At 64.7% G+C, this 25191-nt stretch carries 23 protein-coding genes; 14 read left to right on the top strand and 9 right to left on the bottom strand.

Features of this window, described 5'->3' with window-relative positions; translation table 11 throughout:
* Nucleotides 1–57: 57 nt before the first annotated feature.
* Complete coding sequence (locus FHW92_RS03840; protein ID WP_168601865.1) at nt 58–2352, bottom strand: TonB-dependent receptor; 2295 nt, start codon at nt 2350–2352, stop codon at nt 58–60.
* A 366-nt stretch (nt 2353–2718) separates the two neighbouring features.
* On the opposite strand from FHW92_RS03840, the gene FHW92_RS03835 reads away from it, so the two are divergent.
* Nucleotides 2719–3687 (top strand): TIM barrel protein, encoded by a 969-nt coding sequence (locus FHW92_RS03835; RefSeq protein ID WP_168601864.1) that lies wholly within the window; start codon nt 2719–2721, stop codon nt 3685–3687.
* A 57-nt stretch (nt 3688–3744) separates the two neighbouring features.
* On the opposite strand, the gene FHW92_RS03830 is transcribed toward FHW92_RS03835, so the two are convergent.
* Nucleotides 3745–5067 (bottom strand): MFS transporter, encoded by a 1323-nt coding sequence (locus FHW92_RS03830; protein ID WP_246869950.1) that lies wholly within the window; start codon nt 5065–5067, stop codon nt 3745–3747.
* Nucleotides 5068–5655: 588 nt separating this feature from the next.
* On the opposite strand from FHW92_RS03830, the gene FHW92_RS03825 reads away from it, so the two are divergent.
* From FHW92_RS03825 to FHW92_RS03805, 5 genes are all read left to right on the top strand, one after another.
* Entirely contained in the window at nt 5656–5811 is a 156-nt protein-coding gene (locus tag FHW92_RS03825; protein WP_210428348.1) for a hypothetical protein, read from the top strand.
* Between the two features lie 48 nt (nt 5812–5859).
* Nucleotides 5860–7518 carry an ATP-dependent acyl-CoA ligase gene (locus FHW92_RS03820; protein ID WP_349237640.1) on the top strand — a complete coding sequence of 553 codons (1659 nt, stop codon included), beginning with the start codon at nt 5860–5862 and terminating at the stop codon, nt 7516–7518.
* Nucleotides 7518–8687, top strand: a complete 1170-nt coding sequence (locus tag FHW92_RS03815) for a thiolase family protein (protein WP_168601861.1) — start codon at nt 7518–7520, stop codon at nt 8685–8687. Before FHW92_RS03820 ends, FHW92_RS03815 begins: the two co-directional genes overlap by 1 nt.
* Complete coding sequence (locus FHW92_RS03810) at nt 8684–9019, top strand: zinc ribbon domain-containing protein (protein ID WP_168601860.1); 336 nt, start codon at nt 8684–8686, stop codon at nt 9017–9019. The genes FHW92_RS03815 and FHW92_RS03810 overlap by 4 nt, the downstream gene beginning before the upstream one ends.
* 70 nt (nt 9020–9089) lie before the next feature.
* Nucleotides 9090–9794 carry a GntR family transcriptional regulator gene (locus FHW92_RS03805; RefSeq protein WP_168601859.1) on the top strand — a complete coding sequence of 235 codons (705 nt, stop codon included), beginning with the start codon at nt 9090–9092 and terminating at the stop codon, nt 9792–9794.
* 10 nt (nt 9795–9804) lie between these two features.
* On the opposite strand, the gene FHW92_RS03800 is transcribed toward FHW92_RS03805, so the two are convergent.
* On the bottom strand, nt 9805–10140 hold the full coding sequence (locus tag FHW92_RS03800; RefSeq protein WP_168601858.1) for a GIY-YIG nuclease family protein: 336 nt from the start codon (nt 10138–10140) through the stop codon (nt 9805–9807).
* 81 nt (nt 10141–10221) lie between these two features.
* On the opposite strand from FHW92_RS03800, the gene FHW92_RS03795 reads away from it, so the two are divergent.
* Nucleotides 10222–10800 carry a DUF2239 family protein gene (locus FHW92_RS03795; protein WP_168601857.1) on the top strand — a complete coding sequence of 193 codons (579 nt, stop codon included), beginning with the start codon at nt 10222–10224 and terminating at the stop codon, nt 10798–10800.
* Between the two features lie 81 nt (nt 10801–10881).
* Nucleotides 10882–11832 carry a prolyl aminopeptidase gene (gene pip / locus FHW92_RS03790; RefSeq protein WP_168601856.1) on the top strand — a complete coding sequence of 317 codons (951 nt, stop codon included), beginning with the start codon at nt 10882–10884 and terminating at the stop codon, nt 11830–11832.
* A gap of 9 nt (nt 11833–11841) precedes the next feature.
* On the opposite strand, the gene FHW92_RS03785 is transcribed toward pip, so the two are convergent.
* The 6 genes from FHW92_RS03785 to FHW92_RS03760 all read right to left on the bottom strand — a co-directional run bounded on the left by FHW92_RS03785 (nt 11842) and on the right by FHW92_RS03760 (nt 17994).
* Entirely contained in the window at nt 11842–13617 is a 1776-nt protein-coding gene (locus tag FHW92_RS03785; RefSeq protein ID WP_168601855.1) for a chloride channel protein, read from the bottom strand.
* Nucleotides 13618–13674: 57 nt separating this feature from the next.
* Nucleotides 13675–14373 carry an energy transducer TonB gene (locus FHW92_RS25650; protein WP_246869885.1) on the bottom strand — a complete coding sequence of 233 codons (699 nt, stop codon included), beginning with the start codon at nt 14371–14373 and terminating at the stop codon, nt 13675–13677.
* On the bottom strand, nt 14348–16504 hold the full coding sequence (locus tag FHW92_RS03775) for a TonB-dependent receptor (RefSeq protein WP_168601854.1): 2157 nt from the start codon (nt 16502–16504) through the stop codon (nt 14348–14350). The genes FHW92_RS25650 and FHW92_RS03775 overlap by 26 nt, the downstream gene beginning before the upstream one ends.
* Nucleotides 16505–16608: 104 nt before the next feature.
* Nucleotides 16609–17037, bottom strand: coding sequence for a hypothetical protein (locus FHW92_RS03770; RefSeq protein ID WP_210428347.1), 429 nt, complete (start codon nt 17035–17037; stop codon nt 16609–16611).
* A gap of 56 nt (nt 17038–17093) precedes the next feature.
* Complete coding sequence (locus FHW92_RS03765) at nt 17094–17396, bottom strand: ribbon-helix-helix domain-containing protein (protein ID WP_168601852.1); 303 nt, start codon at nt 17394–17396, stop codon at nt 17094–17096.
* A gap of 16 nt (nt 17397–17412) precedes the next feature.
* Nucleotides 17413–17994: a DJ-1/PfpI family protein gene (locus FHW92_RS03760; protein ID WP_168601851.1), complete on the bottom strand. Its 582-nt coding sequence runs from the start codon at nt 17992–17994 to the stop codon at nt 17413–17415.
* A gap of 204 nt (nt 17995–18198) precedes the next feature.
* Here FHW92_RS03760 and FHW92_RS03755 point away from each other — a divergent pair, with 204 nt between their 5' ends.
* From FHW92_RS03755 to FHW92_RS03730, 6 genes are all read left to right on the top strand, one after another.
* Complete coding sequence (locus FHW92_RS03755; protein WP_168601850.1) at nt 18199–18486, top strand: CnrY/NccY family anti-sigma factor; 288 nt, start codon at nt 18199–18201, stop codon at nt 18484–18486.
* 1 nt (nt 18487) lies between these two features.
* Nucleotides 18488–18931 (top strand): periplasmic heavy metal sensor, encoded by a 444-nt coding sequence (locus tag FHW92_RS03750; protein ID WP_168601849.1) that lies wholly within the window; start codon nt 18488–18490, stop codon nt 18929–18931.
* Nucleotides 18928–19524 carry an RNA polymerase sigma factor gene (locus FHW92_RS03745; RefSeq protein ID WP_168601848.1) on the top strand — a complete coding sequence of 199 codons (597 nt, stop codon included), beginning with the start codon at nt 18928–18930 and terminating at the stop codon, nt 19522–19524. Before FHW92_RS03750 ends, FHW92_RS03745 begins: the two co-directional genes overlap by 4 nt.
* Before the next feature lie 101 nt (nt 19525–19625).
* Nucleotides 19626–20801 carry a TolC family protein gene (locus FHW92_RS03740; protein ID WP_168601847.1) on the top strand — a complete coding sequence of 392 codons (1176 nt, stop codon included), beginning with the start codon at nt 19626–19628 and terminating at the stop codon, nt 20799–20801.
* A complete protein-coding gene (locus FHW92_RS03735) occupies nt 20801–21958 on the top strand; it encodes an efflux RND transporter periplasmic adaptor subunit (RefSeq protein ID WP_168601846.1) in 1158 nt (385 codons plus the stop codon). The genes FHW92_RS03740 and FHW92_RS03735 overlap by 1 nt, the downstream gene beginning before the upstream one ends.
* The gene (locus tag FHW92_RS03730; RefSeq protein WP_168601845.1) at nt 21955–25155 is read left to right on the top strand and encodes a CusA/CzcA family heavy metal efflux RND transporter; all 3201 of its coding nucleotides are present in this window, start codon (nt 21955–21957) and stop codon (nt 25153–25155) included. Before FHW92_RS03735 ends, FHW92_RS03730 begins: the two co-directional genes overlap by 4 nt.
* The last annotated feature ends 36 nt before the right edge of the window (nt 25156–25191 follow it).

Below are 25191 nucleotides of genomic sequence, written 5' to 3'. Positions count from 1 at the left end.
GGAGGGACCCATCCCATGGCTCAGCTTGGTGATCCACGCTATCTGATATCGTTTACATTACCAGTTGTAGGTAAAGCTCGCCCCATAGGTGCGTGGGGCCTGATATTGCTCACGATAGGTCTGATAGGTCGCGCTGGTCGGGGCCGAGGCCGAGGAGAGCACAACAGTGTCCTCCAGATTGCGTACAAAGGCCGAAAGCGTCCAGTTGGCGGGTTCGTGCCTGTAGGTCACGATGATGTCGCTGCGATGATAGGCGTCCTGACGGTCGGAGGCGAAATTGTAGAAGGTAAAGTAGGATTCCGACTCAAAATGGGTCTGGAAACGCGGAGTCAGGCGCCCGCCGAAGACATGGAAATCATGCTCATATCCGAAATTGACCGTCCACACCGGGGCCTGCGGGGGCCGCTTGCCGTCAAGCTGCCAGTTGGCACCCACCAGCTTGCCCTCGGCGGCGGCGGAGCGGGCCAATTGACCGCTGACCGCAGCGGCGAAATTGGTGAAACGCGCGTCCTGATAGGCGACATAGGCGTTGAAATGATCATCGGGCGTGGGGTCGAACAGGGCGTCAAGTTCCACCCCCTTATAGCGCGAGGCGCCCGCGTTCAGCACCAGCGTGGCCACCGCGCCGTTTGAATTGGTGACGATTTGCGACACTTGCTGATCGGTGTAGTTGTAGAGATAGGCCGACAGGTTGAGTTGAAGTCGGTTGTCCAGAAAGCGGTTCTTTGACCCGATTTCATAGGCGGTGATGCTTTCCGGATTATAGGCCGCCAGATCGGTGAAGCCGCCCGCCTTATAGCCGGTGTCGAACTTGGCATAGAGCAGGTTGCGCGGGGTGGCCTGATAGTTGAGCGCGGCGTGCCAGGTGGTCTTGCTGCTGGACGCCGTGGAGTTCTGGGGCGTCGTCACCATCACGCAGGAATTGGTGAGATAGCATTTGGTGTTGAGATAGGTGGTGACATTGGTGACGGTGTTATAGCCGATCCGGTGCTTGTCATCCTTGGAATAGCGCGCGCCCGCTTCCACCGTCAGGCCGGGGATGAGTTCATAGGAAGCCTGGCCGAACAGCGCCTTGGCCTGCGCCACGATATCGGGATAGACATAGTTCTGTATCAGGAAAGGCGTGCCCGAAATCGAATCCTGCCCCGGAAAATCCTGAAACTGGGTGGTCAGATTGTTGCTTTCCTTGAAGTAGAACCCGCCGAACTGCCATTTCAACGGCCCCTTGCTGTTCGAGGACAGGCGCAATTCGTGGTTCCAAGAGGGCAGGTTTTCGCGCTGGCCAAAGGTGAAATTCTGGCGATTCGTGCCATAGGCGCCGCCCAGCGTGGTGCGCCGGTCGATCTTGAAACGGCGGTAACCGCCCTGATAGGTCAACGTGGCAAAAGTGAAGTCATAATCGGCCTGCGCGCGGTAATTCCATGCCTTGGTGCGCAGATAGGACCCGGCGGGCATCGGAAAATCCTTGGCATTGCCGCGCGGCGGCACGCCCAGATCGACATCGCCCACCGCATAACCGGCAGGCACATTGGCGGCGGTGTACAGCACCCATGGAATGGCCTGCGTCGCCGTGCCCACGCCGTCAAAGTCCGAATATTCCCCGGTCAGCAGCAGCGAGAAGCGATCGGTCGGCTTCATCAGCAGATGGAGGCGGGCCGAACGGCTGTGTTCATCATCGGCATTGGCCGAAGGCGCATTGTTGCGATAGCCGTCATGGTCGCGAAGTTGAAAGGCGGCGCGCAGCGTGATCCAGTCATTGACGGGCACGTTGATCATGCCCTTCACATTATGCATCCGGTAATTGCCGGCCTCGACGCCCAGATAGGCCGACAGATCGCCCGGTTTGGGCTTGGCCGTGACGATGTTGATCGCGCCGCCCGTGGCATTGCGGCCCAGCAAAGTGCCCTGCGGCCCGCGCAGCACTTCGACGCGCTCCAGATCGAACATCGAGGCGTTGAGGCCCAATGCGCGCTGCAGGTTGAAACCGTCGATGCTGATCGAGACGGCCGGGTCCCCGATTTCGGAAGTGTCGCGGCTGGAAACGCCGCGCACGCTGATGATCGTGGCGGGGCCTGCCTGCGCAAAGCTGACGCTGGGTGCCACAGCGGTCAGGTCCGCAACATTGCCCACGCCGTTGCGTGAAAGCGCCTCGGACGTCAGCACCGACATGGCGATGGCGGTTTTCTGCTCGGTGCTTTTGCGTTTTTCGGCGGTGACGACGATTTCGCCAAGGCCGGCGGGTGGGGGCGCCGCAGTTTGGGTGGCATCATTCTGGGCTATCGCGGGCGCGGCATGAAGGCAGATTGCGATGGTCAGATTGGATGAGATTGCAGCAAGCCAGTTCTTTTTCATGTGGGGCTGTCCCTCCCTGGGATGGCTTTGCCGGCGATGGTCACGGCGACCGATTCGTCTCGGCAATGGGGCTTTCATATTTTTCAGGCTTAGAAATTTCAAGGCTAAAGTGAATTCACTTATACGCCATTTGGCTCACAGCCAAGTCAATGAAGGTTGCGCGCAGGGCGAGGGTGTCGGTTATATGCCGCGCGGCCCATTTCATAAAAAGCCTATAAAATTGTAATTTACGTTCAATTCCCGAATGCTTTTCGATAGGCTTGCCGAGAAAAATGATCTGGCAGGGCGATGAAATCCGACTTGCGCCATTCCGGCAAAACGGGATACAGTTTGCCCCTAAGGAAAAGCCTGTTTGGGAGTTTGTGCATGAAGATGTCGCGACGTGAATTCGGTTTTGGCGCCGCTGTGCTGGGCATGGGTGCTCCGGCCTTTGCGGCGCCGCGCCGTTCGGCCGCGCGCCTGCAACTGGGCGTGCAGACCTACAGCTTTCGGGACATGCTGCAGACTCCGGGCGATATGGTGGACAAGATGATCGCGGGCTGCCGCGCGGTGGGCCTGTCCAGCGTGGAATTATTCGAGCCGACGATTCAGCCTCCCGCCTTCTCGCGCGATGCGCCATGGGCCTCCGTGGCGGGTAAGCCGACCGAGGCCTCGCTCTATGGCCGCCCGCCCGAAGGGCCCAAGCCTGCCTCGACCGAGCAGGTGCGCGAACAGGTGCGCGAGTGGCGGCTCAAGACGCCCATGTCGCATTTCGCGGCGATCGGTGCGCGTTTGCGCGCGGCGGGCATTACGGTGCAGGCATTCAACTTCGGCCTGAAGGAAGATTGCACCGATGCCGAGGTCGAGCGTGGTTTCGCCATGACCCGCGCCTTGGGAACGCAGATCATGACGGCCTCGACCACGCTGAAAATGGCCGAACGTACCGTGCCTTTCGCGGCGCGCCATCGCGTCATTCTGGGTCTGCACGGCCATTCCAACCTGCATGATCCCAATCAGTTCGCCACGCCCGAAAGTTTCGAGAAGGGGCTGACTATGTCGCCCTTCTATCGGATCAATTTCGACATCGGCCATTTTGTCGCGGCTGGTTTCGATGCGCCCGCTTTCCTGGAAAAACATCACGAAAAGATCGTCAGCATCCATCTCAAGGACCGCAAAACGCATGAAGGCCCCAACACCGTTTTTGGCGAGGGCGATACGCCGATCCGCGATGTGGTGCGGATGATCGCGCGCCATGGCTGGGCTATTCCCGCGATGCTGGAATATGAATATGCCGGGGCGGATTCGGTGACGGAACTGCGCCGGATGAAGGATTATGTTCGCGCGGCTCTGGCGTGACAGGGCTGGTCTGAGGCCGCGAAAGGCGCCGCTCCCACCGGGCGGCGCCTTTGTCATTTATGCGCTGCAGGCGGCCACCGCGCCGGATGTCTCCTCCGGCTTGGGCACCAGTGCTATCGTCAATGCCGATAGGGCGGCGACGGCGGCAAATCCGATGAAATTCCACGCCATATCCAGTTGATAGGTCGCGATCATCCCGCCCAGCAACGGGCCGCAGATCGACCCCATGCGCGAGAAACTAAGGCAACTGCCCACGGCAGTGGCGCGCAGGGCCGGGCGGAAATATTGCGAGAGATAGCTGGTCACCATCACGGCGGCCGACACCGTGCCAACCCCGGCCAGCGCCACGATGCCATAGGTCATCGCCAGCGGCCATTTGTGCGAGAGCAGCAGGATCGACACTGCCCCGCCGCAAAAGGCTGCCACGATGATGGGTGGCCGGCCATGGCGGTCGGCCAACCGGCCCAGCATGACGCCGCCGACCGACGATGCCAGAGCAAAGACGCCCAGAAACATGATGCTGGGGCCAAGATCATAGCCCGAAGCCCGCATGATCTGGGGCAACCATGTGTTCAGCCCATAGACGAGGATCATGCCGGTAAAGGTGGTCAGCCAAAAGCCGAGTGTCGCGCGGGCATGACCATCGGCAAACAGCGCCCGCATGCCGGGTTTGACCGCGCCATCGGCCGAAGGTGAGGCCAAATCGGCAGGATCGAGGCCATAGCGGCGCGCGATGACGCCTGCCCTCTCATACTGCCCCTTGCCCATCAGATAGGCCGCCGATTCCGGCAAAAGCCAAAGGATCGCGGGCAACAGGACGAGCGGCGCGGCCCCCAGCGCCACGATCGGGCGCCAACCCGCACCCTCAAGCAGCAGGAAGGAAGCCAGCGCGGCGGCAAAGATCCCCAGCGAATAGCCGGAATACATGATGGCGAATTCGCGATTGACCTTGCCCTTTGGCGCGAATTCGCAGGCAAAGGCGGCGGCGACCGGAACGATCCCGCCAATGCCGATCCCGGCCAGAAAGCGCATGGCGGCAAAGAACAGCGGCGTTGGCGCCGCCGCCGCTGCCGCGCTGGTGATTGAAAAAAGCGCGAGACAGGCGACGAAGCACGCTTTGCGGCCAAACCGGTCGCTCAATACGCCAAAGCCATATCCGCCAAAGAACATGCCCACCATGGCCGCACTGGCTAAAAGGCTGGCCGAGGTGGGGCCAAGGTGCCAAGCCCGATCATGCAGCAGGCCGGGCAGGACCGCGCCCAGCACGCCCATGTCATAGCCTTCGGAAAAGAGGCCGAACCAGCAGATCCAGATGATCAAACGCGGGCGGTAATACCATGGGTGGCCAGAACGCAGGCGGGGATCGGGCGGAAAAGGCATCGTCACGAACATCCTCCTTGGCACCTCGCGGGGGGTGCGGGTCTGGTCGGGGAAGGGGCGGTGCAGGCGCCATGCGGATGGTTTGCACAAAGGTGCATACCAGAGATTGCGCGCCGCCTCACCGCATGGGTCCGCCGGAAATATGTAGGGATAAAACTGAATGCAGTTTGAGCTTGCATCAAACCGCGCGATCTATCAAGCTTGAAATATCAGAAAGGCGAATGAAGCTCTTTCAAAGGGGTGCTCAAGATGGATATGCCGGTAAAATCCGCATTGGAAATTCCAAAAAACACATGATTATTAAAGGTATATAATCGCAAATTCGACCCAATCGGGAAAACGCCCCGGCTGCTCCGGCAGAGCGCCGCAAGGCGCGACTCGATGTCGGACAGGAAAGATGGTGCCGCCAGTGGATCTGAAAAATAGAATACAGTCTATGCGCGTTCACAGATCGGTCTATGTCGATCCGGATGTCTTCCAGCTGGAAATGCGGCGCATTTTGGCCGCGCGTGGATCTTTGCCGGCGATGAATCTCGGGCTGCCGGCTCTGGAGACTATGACGCCACCCACATCGTCCGCTCCTGTCTGATGGTGGGGCAAAGGACATCCTCGGCCCGGACGACCTTTCACGCCCGCGTCACCCATGTCCTGTCTCTCGACGGCGGGCGCCTGCCGATCCGCCACAATCGGGGCGATCTGCCGGGCGCCGAGGGTCCGCTGGGCGACATTCTCACCATTCTTTGAAAGGGCCGCGATGGCGGTCCGTCTCTCCCGATTTTTCAGGAAGTCCCCATGTCTATGCCAGAATTTCCCGCGCAATTCTCTCCACGGGCGTCGCGATTGATCGATGCCTTTGCGCCGGATCAGCGTTCCATTGTCTCCATGCTCCAACGTCGCTGCGAAACGGCGGGCGATACGCCGCTGCTGCTGATCGACGGGGCGGTGTTTTCCGCGCGCGATCTTGCCGAACGCGCCGGACGCAGCGCGGCAAGGCTGGCGCGGGCGGGGATCGAAGCGGGCGACCGATTGGCCTTGCTTTGCGGCAACCGGCTGGAATTTTTCGATATGCTGTTGGGCACAATCTGGATGGGCGCGATTGCGGTGCCGATCAACCGCGCCGCGCGTGGGGCGCAATTGCAGCATATCCTCGCCAATAGCGGCGCGCGCCTGCTCGTGGCGGAGGCCGATGTGGTGCAGGCCATGGCCTATGTTCCGCGCAGCGATCTGGCGCTCGACGCGATCTGGGTGCTGCCCGCGCGGGGCGAAGATGCCTTGCCCGACACCGCCGGAGAATGGGCGCTGTGCCCCGTGCCCCAGCCGGGCGCGCCGCGTGAGCCCGCACCCACCGGCCCGGCCGATACCGCGATGATCATCTATACTTCGGGCACGACCGGCCCCTCCAAAGGCGTCTGCTGCCCTCAGGCGCAGTTCTTCTGGTGGGGCCTCAACAGCATCGACGTGCTGGAGATTGAGGCCGAGGATGTGCTGCTCACCACGCTGCCGTTGTTTCACGTCAACGCGCTGGGGGCCTTCTTTCAGGCGTTGCTGTCGGGCTCGCAATTGGTGGTGATGGACCGCTTTTCGGCCAGCGGTTTCAGCGCCGCCCTGGCCCGGCATGGCGCCACGGTGACCTATCTGCTGGGTGCGATGGTGTCGATCCTGCTGGCCACCCCGGATCAGCCCGATGATGCCGCCGACAGGGTGCGCCGCGCCCTGGCCCCCGGTGTCCCGGCCCAGTTTCATGCCGCCTTTGCCCGGCGCTACGGCATAGCGCTGATCGACGGATACGGCGCGACGGAGAGCAATTTCGTGATCGGCGGGGGCGACCCTCTGCCCGGCTGCATGGGCAAGGTGCGCCCCGGCTATGAGGCCATCGTGGCCGATGAGGATGACAATCCGCTGCCTGATGGGACGCCGGGCGAATTGCTGCTGCGCGCCAAACACCCCCATGCCTTTGCCGCCGGTTATCATGAGATGCCCGCGCAAACGGCGGCCTCCTGGCGCAATCTGTGGCTGCATACCGGCGACCGTGTGTGGCGCGATGCGGAGGGGCGTTTCTATTTCATGGACCGGATCAAGGACGCGATCCGCCGTCGCGGCGAGAATATTTCCGCCTTCGAGGTCGAACAGGTCCTGCTGTCCCATCCCGACATCGCCATCGCGGCGGTCTATCCGGTGCCCAGCGAACATGGCGAGGATGAGGTGATGGCCTCGCTCGTCCTGCGCGACGGGGCGGCGCTCTTGCCCGAGGCGGTTCTCGATTTCTGTCAGCCGCGCATGACCTATTTTTCGGTGCCGCGCTATCTGCGCTTTGCCGATGCGCTGCCGACCACGGAAAATGGCAAGGTCCAGAAGTTCCGTCTGCGCGAAATGGGCATCACGCCCGACACCTGGGACCGTGAAGCAGCAGGCTATAAGGTGGCGCGTGCTGTCCGGGCGGCGGCGGGCTGATGGCGGTGCAGCCCTTCGATGGAGTGGCCGTCGTGGCGCCCACCACGGTGCGCTATGCCCGCCACAGCGACAAGCCCGCCCATTGGTGGGTCGGGCGGGCGCTGCATGACGTTATCGCGGCGGCGGGCATAACCAAGCAGGAGGTGGACGGACTGGCGCTGTCCTCCTTCACCATGGGGCCGGATACGACCATCGCCATGACCGAACATTTCGATATGGCCCCGCGCTGGATCGAATGGCTGCCCACGGGCGGGGCCAGCGGGGTGATGGCGCTGCGCCGCGCGGCGCGGGCGGTGCAGGCGGGCGATGCCTCAATTGTCGCCTGTATCGGCGCCGATACCGCCAATCCGGCCAGCTTTGCCGAGCTTGTCCGCAATTTCAGCCGGTTTTCCGATACCGCCGTGCGACCCTATGGCGCGCCGGGGCCTAATGGCATGTTCGCGCTGATCACCGCGAATTACATGGCGCGTTTTGGCGCAACCCGCGCCGATTTCGGGGCCATCGCCATGGCGCAGCGGGCCAATGCCGAGGGCAATCCCAATGCCTTGCTGGGGGGCAAGCCTTTGAGCCTTGAACAATATCTCGCCGCGCCCGCCATTGTCGAGCCGCTGCATCTGTTCGATTGCGTGATGCCCTGCGCGGGGGCCGAGGCTTTTCTTGTGATGAGCGAGGAAAGGGCCCGCGCGCTGGGCCTGCCCCATGCCGTGATCCGGGGCAGCATCGAGCGGCACAACGCCTATTTCGACGAGCCGGTGGCGGTGCGGGCGGGCTGGGCGATGGACCGTGACAGTCTTTATGCGCAGGCCGGTGTCGGCCCGGAGGCGATGGATTGTCTGGAGGTCTATGATGATTATCCGGTCATCGTGGCGATGCAGCTCGAAGATCTGGGCTTTTGCGCCAAGGGTGAGGCGGCCAAGTTTTTGCGGCATAACTCGCTGACTATCGACGGCGCCTTGCCGGTCAACACGTCGGGCGGTCAGCTTTCCTGCGGCCAGGCCGGGGCGGCGGGCGGCTTTCTGCCGGTGGTCGAGGCGCTGCGGCAGATAACCGGCCAAACGCTGGGGCGTCGGGTGCCGGGCGCGCGTCTGGCGCTGGCCAGCGGCTATGGCATGGTGACTTATGATCGCTGTCTGGCCACGGCGGCGGCGGTGCTGGAGGGGCGGGTATGAGCATCACCCTGCAGGCCTGCGCCCAATGCGGGGCGCGGCAATATCCTCCGCGCGATCTGTGCCGTGTCTGTCTGGCCGATGCCTTGGGGTCGGTGGAGGAAACGGGCGAGGGGCGGCTGATCGTCAGCGCCATCGTCCATCGCAGTCTGGAACCGGATTTTGCCGGTGATCTGCCGCTGCGGATCGGCACGGTGCATCTGGCATGCGGTTTGCGCATCATCGCCTTTGTCGATGCGGGGCTGGCCGATGGCGCGCCGGTTCGCCTGCGCCAGGAGGCTGGCCGCGATGGCGCGGCCCTGTGGTATGCGGGCGCGCTGGAGACGGGCGCATGACGGCTTTGAAAATGGGCTGGACAGCGCGGGTCAGAGGTGCAATCCGAATTCAGTTTTGAGGGTGAAGCACATGAGCACGTCTGACAAAATTGTTCCTGCGAACGCTTCATCCGGCAGCCCGGACATCTATCAGGCAGTCCTGAAACGCATCCAGCGCGGCCAGATCAAGGATGGCGAAAGGATCGTCGACACGGCCATCGCGGCCGAATTCGGCGTCTCGCGTATGCCCGCCCGTCAGGCTTTGCTGCTGCTGGTTCACGAAGGTTATCTGGTGGGCACGACGCGCGGCTTTGCCTTGCCGCAATTGTCCGATCAGGATGTGGCCGAGATTTTCGAGGTCCGCCTGCAACTCGAGCCCAGAGCGGCCGCATCGGCCTGTCCGCTGCTGGAGGCCGGGCATCTGGCCGCCTTGCGCAGGGCCTATGAACTGGCCGAGGGCGCGCAGGTTGCGGGGGATACCGAAGGGCTGATGGACGCCAACAACCAGTTTCGTCAGGTCTGGCTGGATCTGGTGCCCAACAAGCGGATGGCCGCCTCGATCCAGCGCTTTGTCGATCAGGTGCTGATCGTTCGCCGCCGCACGGTGATCGACCCGGAGGCGCAGCGTCTGGTGGTCGAATTGACGCTGGAACTGCTCCATGCCTTTGAGCGGCGCGACGGCCTGCGCGTCCACGATCTGATGATCGGCTTCATCAACGAGGCACGCGACATCTATTTCGCCAGCAACATCGCGAAGGGCGCGGGCAAGGGCAAAGCGCGGGCCATCGGGGGCTGACGCCCGCCGCTCAAATCCCTGTGCCGCCCCATTCCGCCAGCCAGTGATCGAGGCGCTTTTTGAGCGCGCGTTCGCGGCCAAAGCGCAGATCCTCCTCCTTCACGCATTCCACCACCTCGAAGGTGAAGGCGTCCGCCCCGTGAAGCGTCCATGCCTCCTGCAGGCTGCGATGGGGATTGCCGCCCAGCCGCAGGGTGAACCACAGGCGGTTCCGGATGGTGGAGAGGTCGGCGGCCTTGCCGATCCACAACTGGCCGGAAGCGAGGCAGCGCAGGGCGTAGATGCCCGCCTCGACCTTGCGTTCCTTATAGGCCGCCACGGCTTCGCGTCTGCTTTGCTGGGTCATTGTGCTTCCTTTCCTTGGTCGCCTTTGCTTATATTACCCGGATATATTGACTCACAAGGGGAAATAATTCATCTGGGCAAAATGAATGAAAACCCTCTCTCGACGCCCTGCACCGCCTTTGTCGGTGCTCAAAAGCTGGCCGCAGGTGATCTGGCGGATGTCGCGCTGGCCGCGAATGCGCGGATGGATGATGCTCCGGACCCGGTCCTGATCTTTGACGATGCCACCGGGGCGCAGATCGACATCGACCTGCGCGGGACCACGGCACAGATTATCTCCCGACTGGCCGCCTATCAGGGGGCGCAACCGGAGACGCGCAAACGCGGCCGCCCCAAACTGGGCGTGATCGCGCGGGAGGTGACGCTCCTGCCGCGCCACTGGGACTGGCTGGCCCAACAGCCCGGTGGGGCCTCTCAGGCGCTGCGGCGTCTGGTCGATCAGGCGCGCAAGGAGGACAAAGGCCGCACCGCAACGCGCCTGGCCCATGAGCGGACCTATCGCTTCATGGCGGCGCTGGCAGGCAATTTCCCCGATTTCGAAACGGTGAGCCGCGCTTTATTTGCCGATGACATGGCCGCGTTGACCTTGGCGATGGCGGCATGGCCGGCCGATGTGCGCGAACATGTGCTTTATCTTGCCCGGCCGGTCGAGGAGGACTGAGAAAGGCGCAAGTTTTTTAGGGGGCGGGCGAGGGGCCATTCACCCCTTTCCATTCCACCCGTCATCCCGCACAATGGCCTGATGTTGCGGACACTTTATCCCCCGATCGAACCCTATGCCTCCGGTATGCTCGACACCGGCGAGGGCCATGCCATCTATTACGAGCGCTGCGGCACGCCGGGGGCCAAACCGGCGGTGTTCCTGCATGGCGGGCCGGGCGGAGGCGTTGGGCCAGCGCATCGGCAATTGTTCGATCCGGCGCTGTATGACGTGATCCTGTTTGACCAGCGCGGCTGCGGGCGCTCGACGCCCCATGCCGGGCTGGAGGCGAATACGACATGGCATCTGGTGGCCGATATCGAGCGCTTGCGGGCATTGGTCGGGGCCGAGCAATGGCTGGTGTTCGGGGGATCATGGGGCTCGACGCTGGCGCTGGCCTATGCCCAGAAGCATCCGCAGCGGGTGAGCGAATTGATCCTGCGCGGCATCTACATGTGTTCGCGTCCGGAGCTGGACTGGTTCTATCAGTTTGGCGTGTCGCAAATGTTTCCCGACAAATACGAACGCCTTATCGCCCCTCTTTCCGAGGAAGAGCGCGGCAATGTCCTGCGCTCCTATCATCGCCGCCTGACCACCGGCACGCGCGAGGAGCAGATCGAGGCGGCGCGGGCATGGAGCCTATATGAGGGCGAGACGATCACCTTGCTGCCCGATCCGGCCATGTCGGCCCAGCATGACGATGGCCATTTCGCGCTGGCCTTCGCCCGGCTGGAAACGCATTATTTCGTGCATGACTGCTGGCTGGAGCCGGGGCAATTGCTGCGCGATGCCGACAGGTTGCGCCACATTCCCGGCACCATCGTCCATGGCCGCTATGACATGCCTTGCCCGGCGCATTACGCTTGGGCGCTGCACAAGGCATGGCCCGAGGCGGATTTCCATCTGATCGAGGGAGCCGGCCATGCCTATTCGGAGCCGGGCATTCTGGACCGGTTGATCCACGCGACCGACCGCTATGCGGGCAAGGTCTGATCTATCGGATCAGCGTGAGGTTTCGCCGAACATCTGCCTCTGGGCCGCCTCGATTTCTTCCAGATAGCGCCGCCGCGCGTGGCGCTCGCTGACCACGCCGACGACCTGCCCCTGCGCATCCACCACGGCCAGTTCGTCGGCCATCGCGCTGTCGAAACTGGCCAGCACCGCCTTGATCCCCATCGCGGGCATCAGCGTGGCGTCGGCCAGCATCGCCAGTGAACCGACCGGCGCCAGCGGGTCGGCATGGGGCGCATGGGCCGCGGCGGTGGCCACGATGCCGCAATAATGGCCGTCCGCATCGGTCACGATCGCCTTGCTGGTCGCGCCCAGCGGCACGGTGTCGCGAAATTGCGCGATGGGCATGTCGCCCCGCACGCTGGTCCAGTCGCGCCGCATCATCCGCCCGGCAGTCAGCGTCAGCATCCAGCCGATGTCGCGCGGGCTGCGTATGTCGGTGCCGCGCACATGCAGCCGCCATGTCGAGAAGGAATAGCCGAAAACCTCGCGCGTGATGCTGGCCGAAACCAGCGCGGCGGTCAGCACCACGCCCATCAGCGCAAAATCATGCGTGGTTTCCAGCATCAGCAGCGCCAGCGTCATCGGTCCGCCCACGATGGACACGCTCAGCCCCGCCATGCCCACCAGCGCGGCATCAATAGGCGAGAGCACCAGCCCCCAAGGGTTGAGATTGAACACCTGCCCAAACACCTGACCCAGCAGCGAGCCGAGGAAAAGCGAAGCAAAGAACAGCCCGCCGCGAAACCCGCTGGCCAGCGAGATCACCGAGGCGGCGATCTTGAGCGCCATCACGAACAGCAGCAGCGAGACCGGCGGCGCAAGCAGCAGATCGAGATGCAGCGCGCCATGCCCCGACGAGAGCGTTTGGGGCGAAAGCAGCGCCAGCCCCGCCAGCAACACTCCGCCCGCCACCGGCCGCCAACGCGCCAGCACGGGCCATGCCTGAAACCCCCGCTCGGCCAGCGTGACCAGACGCATCACGCCGATCCCCATCAGCGCGCACAAGGCCCCCAGCACAGCATAGGCGCCATAATCGACGATGGTGATCGCGCGCGAAACCGTCGTTGCGATCAGATAGGGCTCGTTATGCATCCCGCGCAGCACCAGCGCCGCCGCCAGCGCCGCCGCGATCACCGGGGCAACGGCCCCCGTGCTATAGGCCCCGATCACGATCTCAAAGGCATAGAAGGCTCCCGTCAGCGGCGCGCCAAAGGCCGCCCCGACCGCCGCGCCCGCGCCCGCGCCCACCAGATTGCGCAGATCGGCCCGCCGCAGCCGCAACCATTGCCCCAGCAACGAGGCCATCCCGCCGCCCATCTGGGCATAGGTCGCCTCCAGCCCCACCGAGGCGCCGCAGCCGTTGGACAGAATCGTCTGCACCCCGATGATCAGATTGTCGAGCGCGGGGATCCGCCCGCCATGCAGCGCGTTGGCCTCCACAACGTCAATGGGCGGCCTGGCGCTAGTGGGGCCGGGGCGGCGCGCCAACAGCCGCGCCAGCGCGACCAGCGCCACCCCGCCCAGCGGCAGCGCCAGCAGCTTCCACGGATGGTGAATGGCACCCAGCGCGCTCAGCCGGTTGGCCGCGACGCCATAGATCAGCCCCTGCATCCCATGCGCCAGCCAGCTCTGCGCCGCCGTGGTCAGCCCCGCCATCGCCCCCACCGCCACGGCCAGCAGGATGAAGGCAAGTTCGCTGCCTCGCAGCCATTGGCGCAAGATCACCGCCGCGCGCAGCAACGGATGGGAGGGGAACCACTTCATCGCGCCATGGTTGTGGCCCAGCGGCCCAAGGTCAAGCCCCTAAGCGCTCGTGACCAATCAGCCAAACCGGATCTCCACCTCGAAATCCTCAATGCCGGGGCGCATATCCTCGGGTGGCGCCGGAAAAGGTGCGGCCCGGCGCAAGGCCTGCAACGCGGCGCGGTCGAGCAGGGCCGTCCCGCTGGGGCCGACCACTTGCGCGTGGGTGAGCGCGCCCGTCTCATCCAGCCTGAAGGCCAGCCTCACCGTCCCGTTCAGCCCCAGACCGGCCGGGCGGCAGACCATGATCCGCAGCCAGAGACGATGCAGATAGGCGCTCCTTTGCGCGGAGAGATCCGCTTTGACCGGCGGGGCGGCGGGGAGAGCCGCCGGCGGGGCAGGAGAAACGGATGCGACAATGGCCGCGACGGTGGGCGACAGCGCCGGAGGAGCAGCGATGGAGATCCCCGTCGAAACCTCAGTCGGTATCGGGTCCTGCGACTGGTGTATGGCGGCGGTAGGCCTTGCTGCGGACCCGCGCCCTGATGGCCGGGGCGCGGGCGCGGCGAAGGTGATGGCGGTGATGGCGGCCCGATCCTGCTGCTGAGGCGGGCTAGGGTCGCCGCTGAAGGCCAGCGCGGCCCCCAGCGCCAAGCCATGGACCAGCGCCGCAGCGCCAGCCCCGGCCAGCCTTTCGCGCAAGGGGCGCCCGGCGACGCCATAGCGACAGGGCGCCCCCATCACCATGCCTTCAGAACCGCCGTGAGAGGCCGACATTGACCGACCGCCCGCGACCGGCCACAGGGCGCAGCACCGCTCCACCGCTCGCGCTGTAATCGCCCAGCGCCATCCCGCCCAGCGGCAGGTCATAGGCCCTGTCGAAGAGGTTCTCGACATCCACGCTCAGCCGCCATTGGCGCCATTCATAGGCGCTGCGCAGATGAACCAGCGCATAGGCCCGCGTCACCGGCTCGTTGCGGGCCGGATCAATGCGCGTCTTGCGGTCCACCCAATTGACCTCGACGGCCGCGCTCAGGCCGCCGATCCGGTGTTCGACACTGGCCAGAATGTTGAGCGGCATCTGATGATAGAGTGGTGTTTGGGCGCTCAGGTTCTGGCCATGCACCCATGACAGCGTGCCCGACAGGCGGGTCTGACCATAGCGGCCGCCCTGCCACAGTGTGGCCGCGCCCGACAGGTCGATCCCGTAGAACTCGGCCTCTGTGTTGGCGAATTGCAATTGCACAAAGGGGCCGGGCATCCCCATCATATTGCTCAAGACCTTGATCCGGCGCGCGTCGATATAATCGTTCACATGGGTGTAATAGGGCGCCACCTTGACGAACCAGCCCTGTTTGCCGCCGCCCGAAACGGTGGCCGATCCGCTGATCGTGTCGGCCCGCTCGGGCCTCAGGGCAAGATTGCCGAAATAGCCGTTGCCGTCACCATACCAGCCGATCATCTGGCTCGACATCGCCCCCTGGCCCCATGTGTAGAGTTCATAGATGTTGGGCGCGCGGGTCTTGTGGGCATAGCCAAGGTCTAATGCGAGGCCCTGTACCGGCGTGTAATGCCCGATCAGCGAGGCGCTCCAGTCGTTGAAATGCCGCTGATGATCGGCGGCGTTAAAGGCGGTGGCGGCCATGGCATCAGCCATGCTCATCATGCCTGTGGAATAGGGGGCCACCGTGCCGGTGTTCATATTGACCCGGTCATAGCGGCCCCCTGCGGTCAGGGAAAATGCCTCACCCCAGCGCTTTTGCGCCTCGACATAAGCGGCGATGCGTTCGCGCCGCCCGTTATTGACGTTGAGATAGGTGTTGGGCCCCATCATCATGCTGCCCGCCACCGGGGGCCACCAGTCATTGAGGCGCTGGTGGCGATATTCGCTGCCCATGCGCAGCGTCGTGCCCGGCGCCAAGGGCAGATCCACCGCCAGCGTATAGCCGCCCGAGCGCACCCGCGTGTTCATCGGCATGCCGCCATCGGCCGCGCCGCCCTTGTCGGTCAGGAAGTTCATCTGATGATCGGTGGCGCGGTAATCCGCCTTCAGGTCTACCGTGCCCCAGTCGAAGCTGCCCAGATAGTGGGTGTTGAGGAACCATGAGTTGTTCCCGGTCATGTCCATGAACTGATTGGGGAAACCTTCATAGGCCGAATGGTGGTAGCCGCCCGCCAGCTCGATCAGCCCGATGGCGCCCTGATAGGCCAGCGCCAGCTTGTGGTCGGTCTTGGCATATTGCGTGGCATGGACCACGCCCAGATCGCCCCCGGCGTGATAGTTCTGCGCCTTGGCATAGCTGCCGCTGTAGGTCGCTGAAATCTGCTTGCCCGCCACGGTCAGCGTCAGGCCCGAGCCGAAGCCGCCGTCATTGCTGCGATAATAGGTCTGCCCCTCGCCGGTGATCAGCAGGCGGCCATCGGTTGAGAAACGGGGCGCGGCGCTCTTGACCGAGATGACGCCCCCGATCGCATCCCCGCCCGCGCTGACCGGAGAGACGCCGGTGATGACATCGATCGCGCCCGCCGTCTGGGGGTCGGTATAGCTGAGCGGCGGGTTCATGTCGTTGGGGCAGGCGCTGTCGATGGGGTGTCCGTCGACCAGAACGATCAGGCGCTGTTCGCTCAGGCCCCGGATCGTGGGCATGGTGGAAAAGCCGCCGCCTGTATTGCCCGCAAGGCCGGGCAGGCGGGTCAGGATCGCCCCCACATCGCTGCTTGCCGGGGCCAGATGGCGCAGGGTCTGGCTGGTGATGGTCATGGTGGTGGTCTGGGGCGCATTGCTGGCGCCCTCGGTTTCCACATCGACGGGGGGCAGTACGTAGGGCTGCTTCGGGGCGCTATGTTGGGCAAGCGCAGGCGAGGAGGCACCGGCGATCAACGCCAGCACCAGAGGAGTGGTCTTCATGAATATCCCTGTTCAATTGGCGCGGCCTGCCCGCTGCTTGCGCGGCAGCCGCATGAGAAGCGCAGCCCGCGGGACCAACGCCCGGGGCCGGTATGTGTCATGAATCAGGGATGGATCGGCGGCGCGCGCAGGGGAGGGCGCAGCCTTTGCGGGCGTGCGCGCGGCGCGGGGGCAACCGGAGCAACCCCGACCAGCAGGATAAACACCAGAGCCGCCGCCAGCAGAACCGGATCGGCCCCGCCCAGCATCGGCATGGCATGGCCGGCAAAGGCGCAGGCCGGATGATCCGTGCGATCATCGGCGGGCGCGGCGGGCCGTCCCGGCACGATAATCTGGCGCTGATGGGGAATGCCGGTGGCATCGGCGCAGATCTGCACCCTCAGCACCCGCCCATGGGCGACCGGCATATAACCTTGCGGAACCATGGCGCGCAGGGCCAGAGCCAGCACGATCAGGGTGATCGCCAGCCAGCGCTTGTCGCGAATCAGGATGCGCATTGCTTCCATGGTGGCGCGTGCATAGGCCGGGACCATCGGGGGGGCAATTTGTCGAAATGTCCAAGGGCAGAAAAACCTGCCCCGCCCCGGCGTCAGACCGAGCGCAGCGCCACAGGACGGGGAAGCTCGCCCGCCCGCTTGCTGTCCAGATAGCGCAGGCAGGAGACGCGCAGGAACGAGGCCATGTTGGGCACCTCGCCGCGCCATTCCAGAATTTCATCCCACAATTTGGTGATGAGCTGGTTGGTCGTCATCCCATCCTCGGCGGCAATCTGGCTCAGCACATCCCAGAACAGGTTTTCCAGTCGGATGGTGGTGACCACGCCATGGATGCGCAGAGAGCGGGTGCGGCTTTCATAGAGGATCGGGTCTGCCCGCACATAGAGTTCGCACATGAAAGCCGCCTTTCGCTTATGCCTCGATTGTTGTGCCCAACACCTTCAGGAACTGGGCGATCCATGCCGGATGGGCGGGCCAGGCGGGGCCGGTGACAAAGGGGCCATCGGTGATCGCCCCGTCCATGGGCAGCGCCTGATAATCCGCGCCCGCCAGCATGACCTCGGCGCGGCAGGCAGGATAGGCCGAAATCCGGCGCCCGGCAATCACGCCCGCTGCGGCCAGCAATTGCGGCCCATGGCATACGGCCGCAATCGGCTTGCCCGCGGCGGCAAAGGCGCGCACCAGATCAAGGACGCTTTCGTCAGTGCCCAATTGCTCGGGCGCGCGGCCGCCGGGGATCAGCAGGGCATCGTAATCGCCCTCCTTCACATCGGCATAGGCGGCGTTGAGCGTGAAATTATGGCCGCGCTTTTCGCTGTAGGTCTGATGGCCCTCGAAATCGTGGATCGCAGTGGCAATCTGGTCGCCCGCCGCCTTGCCGGGCGAAACGGCGTGAACCGTGTGGCCTACCATCAGCAGCATCTGAAAGGGCACCATGATTTCATAATCTTCGACGAAATCACCGGCAAGGAGGAGGATGCGTTTGGCGGCCATGGGCAATGTCCTGTGTTGGCATGACGGGATGGCGCCAATCTGTAGGCCCTCGCGCTCGCCTGTTGGTAATAGCCGGTGACGACATGACCGGTTTTTCCGGCGGCGAAATAGGGCGGGCCGGGCTTGCATGACATTCTTTCGATCCTACCCTTGAGGGGAAGCCGGGCCGACATGCGTAGTGCCTGTGGAGCGAAGGAGAAATGGGTGGCACAGATTGACGATTGGCTGGCCCGCGCGGCCGGCAATATCCCCGGCGACGGGCTGGAGGCGACCTTTGCGGCGCTGGAGCAAAGGCTGGGCGACGAGCCGACACCCATGGCCATGGCGGGCCGCCGCGATGCGCGGCGGGCGATGCTCTGTGCCTGTTTTGCCGCCATCGCGGGATTTTGGGCGATCGGCGGCGCCGACCAAATCGCGCAGGCCAAGACCCAGCCGACATGGATCGCGGCGCCTTCGCAATCTTCTCCCTACAGCCTGCTGATCGGTCATTGAGATGATTTCATCCTCCAGCCGCCTGATGCTCTCCACCGTTGCCGGGGCGCTGATCGGTGTGGTCGTGGCAACAGCGCTGGCCATGGCGTGGGATGCGGCCGGGCATCGCGATTCCGATCTGCACCAGCGACTGCACCACGCCGTGCCGCTCGACGCGCAGGAACAGGTCACGCTGGACGCCAAGGAAAAGGCCTTTGCCGAAAGGCGGGCGGCCATTGAAGGCGATCTGCAAATGGCCAATGGTCGCCTTGCCGATGCGATTGCCCGCACGCCCAGCTGGTCGCCGCAGGTGGAGGCGGCCACGCGCGATGTGGAAAAGGCCGCCGCCGATCTGCAACGCGCCACGCTGGTCCATGTGTTTGAAATGCGCGCCGGGTTAAAGCCCGAGCATCGCGCCGCCTATGATGCGGTCCTGATCGAAGCGCTGCGGCGCGGCCCCCGGTGAATTCGGCCGATGCCGATTGCGTGCTGGCCTTGCGGGCGGTGGAGGGGGACCGGCGCGCCTATACCATCCTGATGACGCGCCATGGCGGATCGCTGGCGCAGGCGGCGCGCGCTTTTGGCATGCCCGAAACCGATGTCGATGATGTGGTGCAGGAAAGTTTTATCGCGGCATGGCGCAATCTGGCGCAATATGATCCGGCGCGGCCCTTTCGCGGTTGGCTGTTTCGCATTGCGATCAACAAGATGCGCGATATGCGCCGCCGCCGCCGGGTGCGCGCCTTTCTGTTCGGCGCGCAAAGGCTGGATGAGCGCCCCGACATGGCCGACGATGCGCCCGATCAGGAACGCCTTGCCATGGCCGCCAGTGAGCTTGCCCATATCCGCGCCCGGCTGGGCAGCCTTGAAGGCGGCCTTGGCGAGGCGCTGGTGCTGACCGCGATTGTCGGCATGAGCCAGCCCGAGGCCGCTCTGGCGCTGGGGATCAGCATCAAGAGTATTGAGGGGCGAGTGGCGCGGGCGCGCATCAAACTTGCCGCGCTGCTCGATCAGGAAAAAATGCAGCAGGCCGAGGGGAAGGCAGCGCGCGGCGCGTAGATCCCCGTGAGAGCCGATAAAACCGGCTTTTGTGGGGAGTTTTCGTCATTTCGTCATCACGCCTTGCCGCCTGCGCGCTTCTGTCGCTGCTGACCGTTCCGATGGCGGCGCGCGCGGAAATGGCGCCGCCCTATCGCGAATTGCTGCGCCGCTCGATAGAGCGGGCGCCGGTCCTGCTCGAACAGGACGCCAATCTGCGCGCGGCGCGTTCCGATGCCCGTCAGGCCCGCGCATGGGCCAACCCCGCCGTGGGCGTGGAATTTGAAAATATCGGCGGCAGTTCAGTCAACAACAGCCCCAGCACGCCGCAAACCACGCTGGCCATCACCCAGCCGCTGGAACTGGCCCAGCGGGGGCCGCGCATCGCCGCCAGTGATGCCGAATTGCGTGCGGCCCAGGCGCGCGGGGCGCAGGTGCAGGTCGATTATGCCGCCCAGCTCGCCATCGCCTATGCGCAGGCCGAGGCGATGCAGCAGCGCCTGCAACTGGCGCAGGACGATGTGGCGCGGGCGCAGGAGGATTTGAGGGCCGCGCAGGCTCTGGTGGTCGCGGGCAAGGAGGCAAGGCTGCGCGCCGCGCAGGCGCAGGCCAGCCTGTCGGGAGCCATTGCCGCCCGCGCCGCCGCCGATGCCAGCCTGAGCGGCGCGCTGGCCGATCTTTCTGTGCTGGCGGGGGTGGAGCAAAGCTACAGCGGCGTTCCGGCCTCTTTGCTGGACGACAGGCGCGCGCCGATGGGGCCGGGCGAGGGCGTCTCCCCCGCACTGGCCACCGCGCAGGCCGAGCGTGATGCTGTGGCTGCGCAGGTCCGGGTCGAGCGCAGCAAGGCGATCCCCGACATCGGCCTGACCGGCGGCCTGCGCCGTTTTGGCGGCAGCCGCGAGACCGGTTTCGTGCTGGGCGTGACCACCACGATCCCGATCTTCAACCAGAACCGGGGCGGTATCGCCGCCGCGCAGGCCCGCACCGAGGCCGCAGAGCAGCGCCTTGCCGCCACCAAACTGGCCAGCGAAGCCTTGCGGGGCAAGGCGCTGGCACAGGTCGCCGCGTCGTCGGCCCGGCTCAAGGCCGCCGCCGAAAGCGAGGAGGCCGCCGCCGAGGCCTACCGCCTTGCCCGTATCGGCTATGAATCGGGCAAGACCGCGCTGCTTGACCTGCTCACCCTGCGCCGCGCCTTGGGCGATGCCCGCGCGCTGACGATTGATGCCCGCCTTGCCCGGATCGGTGCGCTGGCCACGCTGGCCCGCATCGATGGCCGCCTTGCTTTCGGAGATTTGTGATGGATGCCCCCCGCCAGCAAAACTGGCCGATGATCGGCGGGATCGCCGCCGCCGCCGCTCTGGCCAGTTTCGGCATCGCCCGCTGGACCGCGCCCGCCGCGCCTGCGCCGGTGGAGGCCAAACCCGCCGTCAAAGCCGGGCCGGTCGACTTGGCATTGCCCGATGCCTATCTGCAGACGGCCAATATCGTCATCGGCAAGGTTGAGGCCGGCGGCGCGGGCGGCGAGATCCTTGCCCCTGCCCATGTTGCCGCCAGCCCGCAGGGCGAGGCCATCGTGGTGGCGCGAGCCTCGGGCGCGATCGCGCGGATCACCAAACGGCTGGGCGACAGCGTGCGGGCCGGAGAAACATTGGCGCTGGTCGAGAGCCTCGATGCCGCCGGGTTTTCCGCCGACCGCAGCGTGGCCGCATCCAAGGCTGAACAGGCGCGCCGCGTCTATGAGCGTGAATTGAGTCTGTTCAAACAGGGCGTTACCCCACGTCAGGATATGGAGGCCGCGCAATCGGCGCTGGCCGTGGCGCAGGCCGAGGCGCGCCGGGCCGCCGCCGTGGTCCGCGCCGCCCATGTCAGCGGGCCGGGCGGAACCGTGGCCATCGTCAGCCCCATTGCGGGCCGGATCACCGCGCAGGATGCAACGCTTGGCGCCTATGTCGAGCCGCAGGCCGAATTGTTCCGTGTCGCCGCCGATGGCGCGATGCAGGTCGAGGCCTCTGTGGGCGCGCAGGACGCGCGCCGCATCGCGCCGGGCGATCCGGTCAGCATCGTGCTGACTTCGGGCGCGACGGTGGCGGGCAAGGTCCGCTCGATCACCCCGACCCTCAATGGCGCCAGTCAGGCCGCAACCGTGGTGATCACGCCCGATGCAGGTTCCTCGCTGCTGATCGGGCAGGGGCTTCAGGTCCGTATTCGCGCCAGCGCGGGGGGCGGCAAATCCAGCCTTTCCGTGCCGGAGGAGGCGGTGCAGGTGCTCGATGGCCGCGATGTGGTGTTTGTCCGCACCAAGAGCGGTTTTCGCGCCCAGCCGGTGCTGGTGGGAGCACGCAGCGGGGGCATGGCGCAGATCCTGTCGGGCATCGGGGCCGGAGCGGCGATTGCCACGCGCAACGCCTTTTTGCTCAAGGCCGAAGCCACCAAGGGCGCCGGGGAAGAGGAATGATGGCGCGCATCCTTGCCGCATCGGTCCATGGGCGATGGCTGGTGCTGTTCATCACGGCGGTGGTGGCCGCCATCGGTGCGTGGCAGCTCAACCTGCTGCCCATCGACGTGACGCCTGATATCACCAACAAGCAGGTGCAGATCAACACGATCATCGAGACGCTTTCCCCGGTCGAGGTGGAAAAGCGCGTGACCTTTCCCATCGAGACGGCGCTGTCCGGCCTTGATGGCGTGGAAAGCACGCGCTCCTTTTCGCGTAACGGGTTCAGCCAGGTCACGGTGATCTTCAAGGAAAGCGCCGACCTCTATTTCATGCGCCAGCAGGTGCGCGAAAGGCTGGATCAGGCGCGCGCCAGCCTGCCCACAGGCGCGCAGCCGCAGATGGGGCCGGTTTCCACCGGTCTGGGCGAGATTTTCCACTACAGCGTTGAATTTGAACATCCCGATGGCAAGGGCGCGCCCCGCGCTGACGGTAAACCGGGATGGCAAAGTGACGGCAGTTTCCTGACCGATCAGGGCGAGCGCCTGACCGACCGGGTGGCGCAACTGGCCTATCTGCGCACGGTGCAGGACTGGATCGTGCGGCCGCAATTGCGCACCGTTCCCGGCGTGGCCGATGTGGATTCGCTGGGCGGTTATGTGAAGGAATATCTGGTCGAGCCGGATCCGGCCAAGACAGCGGCCTTTGGCCTGTCCTATGACGATTTGGTGCAGGCGCTGGAAAAGGCCAATGTCTCGGTGGGCGCCAATTATATTCAGCGTTCGGGCGAGGCCTATCTGGTACGGGCCGATGCGCGGGTCCATTCGATTGACGAGATCGCCCGCGCCGTTGTCGCCACGCGCGGCGGGGTGCCGATCACCGTGGGGCAGGTGGCCCGCGTGGAAATCGGCGGCGAATTGCGGCGCGGCGCGGCCAGTCGCGATGGGCATGAGACGGTGATCGGATCGGCGCTGATGCTGGTGGGCGCGAACAGCCGGACGGTGGCGGGCGCGGTGGGCGCCAAATTGCAGGAGATCGCGCGGACTCTGCCCCCCGGCATCCGCATTGTGCCCACGCTGGATCGTTCGCAACTGGTGCTGGCCACGATCACGACGGTTGCGAAGAATCTGGCCGAAGGGGCTGGGCTCGTCATCATCATCCTCTTCGTGCTGCTGGGCAACTGGCGCGCGGCGCTGATCGCCACGCTGGTCATTCCGCTGTCCTTGCTGATCAGCGCGATTGGCATGAACGGGCTGCATATTTCGGGTAATCTGATGAGCTTGGGGGCGCTGGATTTCGGCCTCATCATCGACGGCGCGGTCATCATTGTCGAAAACAGCCTGCGCCGTCTGGGCGAGCGGCAGGCGCATGAAGGGCGCTTGCTCAGCCTGCACGAAAGGCTGGAGGAAGTCATTGCTTCCTCAAAGGAAATGGTGCGCCCCACGGTCTATGGCCAGATCGTGATCTTCCTCGTCTTCCTGCCCTGCCTGACCTTTCAGGGGGTGGAGGGCAAGATGTTCTCGCCCATGGTCCTTACGCTGATGCTGGCGCTGGCCTCGGCCTTTGTGCTCTCGCTCACCTTTGTGCCGGCGCTGATCGCGGTGATGTTCACCGGTTCGGTCGAGGACAGGGAAGTGCGCGCAATTGTCGCGGCCAAGCATCGCTATGAGCCTTGGCTGAGGCGGGCGGTGGCGCGGCCGGGACCGTTCATCGGTGCGGGGGCGGGCATTCTGCTGCTGGGCGTGGTGACGTTCCTGTTTGTCGGGCGCGAATTCATGCCCACGCTGGACGAGCAGAACCTCAACCTGTCCTCGGTGCGCATTCCTTCGACCACGATTGAGAAATCGGTCGAGATGGACCTGCCCATCGAGCGCGCTTTGCTGACCCTGCCGGAGGTGAAGACCGTCTATTCCAAGGCGGGCACGGCCAGTCTGGCTGCCGATCCGATGCCGCCCAATGCCTCGGACAATTATGTGATTTTGAAGCCCAAGAGCGAGTGGCCCGAAGGTGTGACCACCAAGGATCAGGTGATCGCCCGCATCCGCAAGAAGATGGAGGCGATGGTCGGCAATGCCTATGACGCGACCCAGCCCATCGAGATGCGTTTCAACGAATTGATCGGCGGTGTGCGCAGCGATGTCGCGGTCAAGCTTTATGGCGACGATCTGGACGTCATGGCGCGCAATGCCAAGGAGATCGCGGCGGTTTTGAAAAAAGTGCCAGGCGCGGTGGACGTGCGCGTGGCGCAGACCGGCGGTTTCCCGACCTTTGACATCGCCTTCGACCGGGCGGCGATTGCGCGTTACGGCCTGACGATGGAGGGCGTGGCCAATACCGTCTCGGCGGCGCTGGGCGGGCGCAGCGCGGGGCAGATTTTTGAGGGCGACCGGCGTTTCGATATCGTCGTCCGTCTTCCTGCGGATCAGCGCGACAATCTCGATCTGCTGGGCGCGCTGCCGATCCCGCTGGCTTCGGGGGGCGCTTCGGTGCCTTTGCGCGAACTGGCGCAATTCCGCTTTACCGAGGGGCTGAACGAGGTCAGCCGCGACAATGGCAAGCGCCGCATCTATGTCGAGGCCAATGTTTCGGGCCGCGATCTGGGCGGTTTTGTCGATGAGGCCCAGCAGCGGATCGGCGAAAAGATCCGCCTGGCGCCGGGCGAATATATCGAATGGGGCGGCCAGTTCCAGAACCTTCAGGCCGCAACGCAGCGCCTGATGATCATCGTGCCTTTGTGCTTCATCCTGATCGCGGCCGCGCTTTACATGGCCATCGGCAGCCTGACGCTGACCGCCACGGTCTTGACGGCGGTGCCCATGGCGCTGGCAGGCGGGGTATTTGCCATTGCGCTGCGTGGCATTCCGTTTTCGATCTCGGCCTCGGTGGGCTTTATCGCGGTGTCGGGTGTGGCGGTTCTCAATGGGCTGGTGCTAATTTCCGCGATCCGCAAGCGGATGGCCGAGGGGCAGGACAGCGATGCCGCCGTGATCGCAGGCGCAATGGAGCGGGTGCGCCCGGTGCTGATGACGGCGCTGGTGGCCAGCCTTGGTTTCATGCCGATGGCGATTGCCACGGGCACGGGGGCCGAGGTGCAAAAGCCGCTGGCCACGGTGGTGGTGGGCGGATTGCTGACGGCCACAGTGCTGACGCTTTTCGTGCTGCCCGCGCTGTGCGGATGGTTGCTGCGGCGCGAGAAAAATGCGTCGGAAAGGGGTTGAAACAGCATGATGCCGGGCCGTCCGCAACCGCGCTTT

Source organism: Novosphingobium sp. SG707, assembly GCF_012275515.1.
GTDB lineage: Bacteria > Pseudomonadota > Alphaproteobacteria > Sphingomonadales > Sphingomonadaceae > Novosphingobium.
This window is presented reverse-complemented; position numbering and strand designations above follow the sequence as displayed.